Origin of the sequence: Thauera phenylacetica B4P (assembly GCF_000310225.1) — a bacterium.
Classification (GTDB): Bacteria; Pseudomonadota; Gammaproteobacteria; order Burkholderiales; family Rhodocyclaceae; genus Thauera; species Thauera phenylacetica.
In genome coordinates, this window is sequence record NZ_AMXF01000030.1 from 24723 (window position 1) to 31036 (window position 6314).

Genomic DNA, 6314 nt, shown 5'->3' on the forward strand with positions numbered 1-6314 from the left:
CAAAGCCGCCGACAAAGATAGACATATTTTATTTTTCTTGTCCGCTGCAGACCTTCGTCATCCCCGGGCCGCGTTTGCCCATTGGGGCAAACCATAGGTTGACGCCCTTCCGGGTGGCCGGAACACTGCCCGCACAAAAAACGAACCCGGGCAGGAGACAGCCTTGAGCGAGTTCATTCTCGAAACCCGCGGACTCACCAAGGAGTTCAAGGGCTTCGTCGCCGTATCCAGCGTGGACCTGAAGGTTCGGACGGGACACATCCATGCCCTGATCGGCCCCAATGGCGCGGGCAAGACCACGGTCTTCAACCTGCTCACCAAGTTCCTGCCGCCGACCTCGGGGTCCATCCTGTTCGACGGCAAGGACATCAGCCGCGAGGCGCCGGCGGTCACGGCGCGCCGCGGCATGGTGCGCTCCTTCCAGATCTCGGCGACCTTCCCCAACCTCACCGTGCTCGAGAACGTGCGCATCGGCCTGCAGCGCCGGCTGGGCACGGAGTTCCACTTCTGGCGCTCGGCGAAGTCGCTCGACGCGCTCAATGGCGAGGCGATGGCGCTGCTCGAGGCGGTGGACCTCACCCAGTTCGCCGACACCGTCACCGCCGAGATGCCCTACGGCCGCAAGCGCGCGCTCGAGATCGCCACCACGCTGGCGCTCGAGCCGCGCATGATGCTGCTCGACGAACCCACCCAGGGCATGGGCGGCGAGGACATCGCGCGCGTGGTCGAGCTCATCCGCAAGGTCTCGGTCAACCGCAGCATCCTGATGGTGGAGCACAACCTCTCGGTAGTCGCCAACCTGTGTGATCGCATCACCGTGCTCACCCGCGGCAGCGTGCTCGCCGAAGGCAGCTACGCCGAGGTGTCGAAGAACCCCAAGGTGCTCGAGGCCTACGTCGGCTCCGACGACATCGCCGACGCCCACCACTGATTCCCGCCCCCCGACCGCCATGACCAGCGCCTTCACCCCTCATCCGGAGATGCTCCGGATCCACGACCTGCACGCCTTCTACGGCGAGTCGCACATCCTGCACGGCATCGACCTCAAGGTGGCGCGCGGCGAGTGCGTGACCCTGCTCGGGCGCAACGGCTCCGGGCGCTCGACCACGCTCAAGTCGGTGCTCGGCCTCGTCGGCAAGCGCACCGGCTCGATCATGGTCAATGGCCGCGAGGTCATCGCCGAGCCGACGCACCGCATGGCGCGCTACGGCATCGGCTACGTGCCCGAGGAGCGCGCCATCTTCGCCTCGCTCAGCACCGAGGAGAACCTGATGCTGCCGCCGCAGGTGGCGAGCGGGGCGCTGTCGGTGGACGAGATCTACCGCATGTTCCCCAACCTGCAGGAGCGCCGCAACAGCCCCGGCTCCAAGCTCTCGGGCGGCGAGCAGCAGATGCTGGCGATGGCGCGCGTGCTGCGCACCGGGGCCAAGCTGCTGCTGCTCGACGAGATCACCGAGGGCCTGGCGCCGGTGATCGTCAAGAAGCTCGGCGAGGTCATCGTCGAGCTGAAATCGCGCGGCTTCACCATCGTGCTGGTGGAGCAGAACTTCCGCTTCGCCGCCCCGCTGGCCGACCGCCACTACGTGCTCGAGCACGGCGAGATCATCGCCACCATCACCGCCGAGGAGCTCCCCGGCAAGATGGACTGGCTGCACCAGACGCTGGGGGTCTGAGCGGCCGCGCCGCGCAGTCCCCGCGTACCAACCACAAGAAACGGAGACACACGATGCAGATGAAGAAACTCAGCACCCTGGCCTGCGCGGCCGCCTTTGCGATGCTGTCGGGCGCGGCGAGCGCGCAGGTCTCGGGCAACACCGTCAAGGTCGGCGTGCTCACCGACATGTCGGGCACGTACTCCGACCTCGCCGGTGCTGGCGCCGTGCTCGCCACCGAGATGGCGATCGCGGACTTCATCGCCGAGGCCAAGCCCGAGTTCAAGGTCGAGATGGTCTCCGCCGACCACCAGAACAAGGCCGACATCGCCTCCAACAAGGCGCGCGAGTGGTTCGAGCGCGAGGGCGTCGATGCCGCCACCGAGCTGGTCACCACCTCGACCGCGCTCGCGGTGATGAAGGTCGCCAAGGAGATGAACCGCATCACGCTGATGAGCGGCCCGGGCTCCACGCCGATCACCAACGAGCAGTGCACCGACCTCGCGGTGCACTACACCTACGACACCTACGCGCTCGCCAACGGCACCGCCAAGGCGGTGACCCAGCAGGGCGGCGACACCTGGTACTTCCTCACCGCCGACTACGCCTTCGGCCAGGCGCTGGAGCGCGACTCGTCCGCGGTGGTGACCGCCAACGGCGGCAAGGTGCTGGGCTCGGTGCGCCACCCCTTCCCGGCCTCGGACTTCTCCTCCTTCCTGCTCCAGGCCCAGGCCTCGGGCGCCAAGATCATCGGCCTCGCCAACGCCGGCGCCGACACCACCAACGCGATCAAGCAGGCGGCCGAGTTCGGCGTCACGCCCAAGCAGGCGCTCGCCGGCCTGCTGATGTTCATCTCCGACGTGCACTCGCTCGGCCTGCAGAGCACCCAGGGCATGTACCTGACCACCGGCTTCTACTGGGACCTCAACGACGAGACCCGCGCCTGGTCGAAGCGCTTCTTCGACAAGCACAAGCGCATGCCGACCATGGTGCAGGCGGGCCAGTATTCGTCGGTGATGCACTACCTGCGCGCGGTCAAGGCCGCCGGTACCGACGAGGCGGGCAAGGTCATGGCGCAGATGAAGGCCACGCCGATCAACGACTTCTTCGCCAAGAACGGCCGCATCCGCGACGACGGCCGCATGATCCACGACATGTACCTCGCCCAGGTCAAGAAGCCGGACGAGTCCAAGTACCCGTGGGACTACTACAGCATCCGCCAGACCATCCCGGCGGACGAGGCCTTCCTGCCGCTGGCGCAGTCGAAGTGCCCGCTGGTGAAGAAGTAAGCTGATCGCGGGGGCTCCCGCACTTCACGACGCAGCGGGGCGGCTCGGCCGTCCCGCTGCGGGAGTCGCACATGGAAATCTTCGGCGTCCCGAGCGCGCTGCTCGGCAGCCAGCTGCTGGTCGGCCTCATCAACGGCTCGTTCTACGCGATCCTGAGCCTGGGCCTGGCCATCATCTTCGGCCTGCTCAACATCATCAACTTCACCCACGGCGCCCAGTACATGATGGGCGCCTTCGTGGCGTGGATCGCGCTCAACAAGCTCGGCATCAACTACTGGGTCGCGCTGCTGTTCGCGCCCATCGTCATCGGCGCGCTCGGCGTGCTGATCGAGCGCACGATGCTGCGCAAGCTGTACAAGCTCGACCACCTCTACGGGCTGCTGCTCACCTTCGGCCTGGCGCTGATCTTCGAGGGCATCTTCCGTGACCAGTACGGCATCTCCGGCCAGTCCTACCCGGTGCCCGAGCTGCTGCAGGGCGGGGTGAACCTGGGCTTCATGTTCCTGCCGATCTACCGCGGCTGGGTCGTGGTCGCCGCGCTGACGGTGTGCTTCGCGACCTGGTTCGTCATCGAGAAGACCAAGCTCGGCGCCTACCTGCGCGCCGGCACCGAGAACCCGCAGATCGTCCAGGCGCTCGGCATCAACGTGCCGCTGCTGATCACCTTCACCTACGGCTTCGGGGTCGCGCTCGCGGCCTTCGCCGGGGTGCTCGCCGCGCCGATCTACCAGGTCAGCCCGCTGATGGGCTCGAACCTGATCATCGTGGTGTTCGCGGTGGTGGTGATCGGCGGCATGGGCTCGATCATGGGCTCCATCCTCACCGGCCTCGGACTGGGCCTCATCGAGGGCCTCACCCGGGTGTTCTACCCCGAGGCCTCGGCGGTGGTGGTGTTCGTGATCATGGTGATCGTGCTGCTGGTGCGGCCGGCCGGCCTGTTCGGCAAGGCCTGAGCGCGGGCAAAGGAATCAAGACGATGAACAACTCGAATTCGATGTTCGCGCGCGCCACGCCGATCCTGTTCGGCGCGCTGTTCCTGATCGGGCTGGTCGCGCCGTTCGCGGTGTATCCCACCTTCCTGATGAAGATCCTGTGCTTCGGGCTGTTCGCGTGCGCGTTCAACCTGCTGCTCGGCTTCGCCGGCCTGCTCTCCTTCGGCCACGCGGCCTTCCTCGGCAGCGCCGGCTACGTGTGCGGCATGCTGGTGCGCGACGTGGGCGTGACGCCGGAGGTGGGCATCCTCGGCGGCACGCTCGCCGCCGGCGCGCTCGGCTGGGTGGTCGGCGTGCTGGCGATCCGCCGCACCGGGATCTACTTCGCGATGATCACGCTGGCCTTGTCGCAGATGGTGTATTTCGTCGTGCTGCAGTGGAAGGCGACCGGCGGCGAGGACGGCCTGCAGGGCGTGCCGCGTGGTCATCTGTTCGGCGTCATCGACCTGTCGAACAACATCGCGATGTACTACCTGGTGTTCGCGGTGTTCTGCATCGGCTTCTTCATCATCTACCGCGCGATCCACTCGCCCTTCGGCCAGATCCTCAAGGCGATCCGCGAGAACGAGCCGCGCGCGATGTCGCTCGGCTACGACGTGGCCAAGTTCAAGCTGCTCGCCTTCGTGCTCTCGGCCGCGCTCGCCGGCATGGCGGGCGCGACCAAGACCCTGGTGTTCCAGCTCGCCTCGCTCACCGACGTGCACTGGCACATGTCGGGCGAGGTGGTGCTGATGACCTTGCTCGGCGGCCTGGGCACCGTGCTCGGCCCGCTGGTCGGCGCCGCCACCATCGTGTCGCTGCAGACCGAGCTCGCCGACAGCGTGGGCTCCTGGGTCACGGTGATCATGGGCACGATCTTCGTCGTCTGCGTGCTGCTGTTCCGCCGCGGCATCGTCGGCGAGCTACAGGCGCTGATCCGCCGCGCCGGCATCCGCTGAGGACGGCGGCGCCGGGGTCGGCCCTGCGGCCGGCTCCGCGGTCGCCTTCGGGGCGCCAGCGCCTTGCGCACCCTCGGGCGGGTGTGCGGGGCGCTGGCGTTTTTCATGGACGCGCTTCTCCGCGCGGCGCAGCCAGGGGTGCGAGAGCGCGTGGTAGAGCGGCACCGGCGCCACCGAGCGCGCCACGCCGTGCGCCACCACCGCGGTGGCCATCAGCGGCAGCAGCATCTGGTGGTTGGCGGTCATCTCCATGACGATCACGAAGGAGGTGATCGGCGTCTGCGTCATCGCGGCGAGGAAGGCCACCATGCCCAGCACCAGGATCGCGGCGTCCTGCTCGCCCGGCAGCAGCAGCGCGAGGTCCGAGCCCAGGCCGGCGCCCACCGCGAGCGCCGGGGCGAAGATGCCGCCGGGGATCTTCGATGCGAACACCAGCCAGATCACCGCCAGCTTCATCAGCGTGAAGGCGACCGGCAGCGCCGCGCTGCCCTCGAGCGCGGCCTTGGACTCCGCGTAGCCGGTGCCGTAGGTGACGCCGCCGCTCGCCAGGCCGATGAGCGCGGTGAGCAGGCCGCACATCGCCGCGAAGGCGACCGGCTGGCCCTCGGCGATGCGGCCGAGGCGGCCCGGCAGGCCGCGGGAGGACGCCACCAGCACGCGCGTGAAGATGCCGCCGAGCAGGCCTCCGGCCACGCCGCAGGCGAGCACCGGCCAGACCCCGTCGGGCCAGCCGAGGCTCGCCAGGGTGCGGCCGAAGTAGGTGTAGTTGCCGAGCACCGCGAGCGACATCAGGCCGGCGAAGATCACCGCCGTGAGCGTGGTGCTGTTGGCCTGGAAGGCGCGATAGCGGCACATCTCCTCGATCGCGAACATGATGCCGCCTAGCGGGGTGTTGAAGGCCGCGGCGATGCCGGCGCCGCTGCCGGCGACGATGAGGTCGCGGCTGGAGGCGATGCGGCGGTGGCGCTTGCGGCTGGCGAGCAGGTGCATCACCGAAGCGCCGATCTGCACCGAGGGGCCTTCGCGGCCCACCGAGGCGCCGCTGAGCAGCCCACCCAGGGTCAGGAAGACCTTCGCCAGCGCGATGCGCAGCGACAGCAGCTGGCGGCGCACCTGTCCGTCGTCCGACATCGACGCCGCGATCGCCTGCGGGATGCCGCTGCCCTCGGTGCCGTGGAAGAAGCGGCGCGAGACCCACGCCAGCGCCGCGAAGCCGGCGGGCGCGATCAGCAGGGTGAGCCAGGGGCGCTCGTGGATCAGCGCGGCGTGGGTGGCGATCGCCAGCTCGGCGCCGATGGCGAAGGCGATCGCGATCAGCCCGGCGAGCAGCGCGGCGCCCACCAGCAGCAGGCGTACCCGCCAGCGCCGCAGCGACAGCCAGGGCAGCGCGTAGCGGCGCCCTCCGCGCAGCAGGCGGGCGAAGGCGCGCCCGCGCGCGGCGAT

At 68.6% G+C, this 6314-nt stretch carries 6 protein-coding genes; 5 read left to right on the forward strand and 1 reads right to left on the reverse strand.

All coding sequences use genetic code 11. The annotated features are described in order from the left end of the window. Positions 1-163: 163 nt before the first annotated feature. The 5 genes from C667_RS06685 to C667_RS06705 all read left to right on the forward strand — a co-directional run bounded on the left by C667_RS06685 (position 164) and on the right by C667_RS06705 (position 4871). A complete protein-coding gene (locus C667_RS06685; protein ID WP_004359059.1) occupies positions 164-931 on the forward strand; it encodes an ABC transporter ATP-binding protein in 768 nt (255 codons plus the stop codon). A 19-nt stretch (positions 932-950) separates the two neighbouring features. Continuing rightward, entirely contained in the window at positions 951-1673 is a 723-nt protein-coding gene (locus C667_RS06690) for an ABC transporter ATP-binding protein (protein WP_004359061.1), read from the forward strand. 53 nt (positions 1674-1726) lie between these two features. Beyond that, on the forward strand, positions 1727-2941 hold the full coding sequence (locus C667_RS06695; RefSeq protein ID WP_004359062.1) for an ABC transporter substrate-binding protein: 1215 nt from the start codon (positions 1727-1729) through the stop codon (positions 2939-2941). Positions 2942-3012: 71 nt separating this feature from the next. Then, on the forward strand, positions 3013-3894 hold the full coding sequence (locus C667_RS06700) for a branched-chain amino acid ABC transporter permease (RefSeq protein ID WP_004359063.1): 882 nt from the start codon (positions 3013-3015) through the stop codon (positions 3892-3894). Between the two features lie 23 nt (positions 3895-3917). Next, positions 3918-4871, forward strand: coding sequence for a branched-chain amino acid ABC transporter permease (locus C667_RS06705; protein ID WP_004359065.1), 954 nt, complete (start codon positions 3918-3920; stop codon positions 4869-4871). Here the strand turns inward: C667_RS06705 and C667_RS06710 are convergent. Next, positions 4836-6314: a chloride channel protein gene (locus C667_RS06710; RefSeq protein ID WP_083881279.1), complete on the reverse strand. Its 1479-nt coding sequence runs from the start codon at positions 6312-6314 to the stop codon at positions 4836-4838. The two genes, C667_RS06705 and C667_RS06710, sit on opposite strands and share 36 nt — an antisense overlap.

What these genes read in the sequence shown, in the direction of transcription:
- C667_RS06690 (WP_004359061.1), top strand. Translation starts at nt 951, where the DNA reads ATGACCAGCGCCTTCACCCCTCATCCGGAGATGCTCCGGATCCACGAC.
- C667_RS06695 (WP_004359062.1), top strand. Translation starts at nt 1,727, where the DNA reads ATGCAGATGAAGAAACTCAGCACCCTGGCCTGCGCGGCCGCCTTTGCG.
- C667_RS06700 (WP_004359063.1), top strand. Translation starts at nt 3,013, where the DNA reads ATGGAAATCTTCGGCGTCCCGAGCGCGCTGCTCGGCAGCCAGCTGCTG.
- C667_RS06705 (WP_004359065.1), top strand. Translation starts at nt 3,918, where the DNA reads ATGAACAACTCGAATTCGATGTTCGCGCGCGCCACGCCGATCCTGTTC.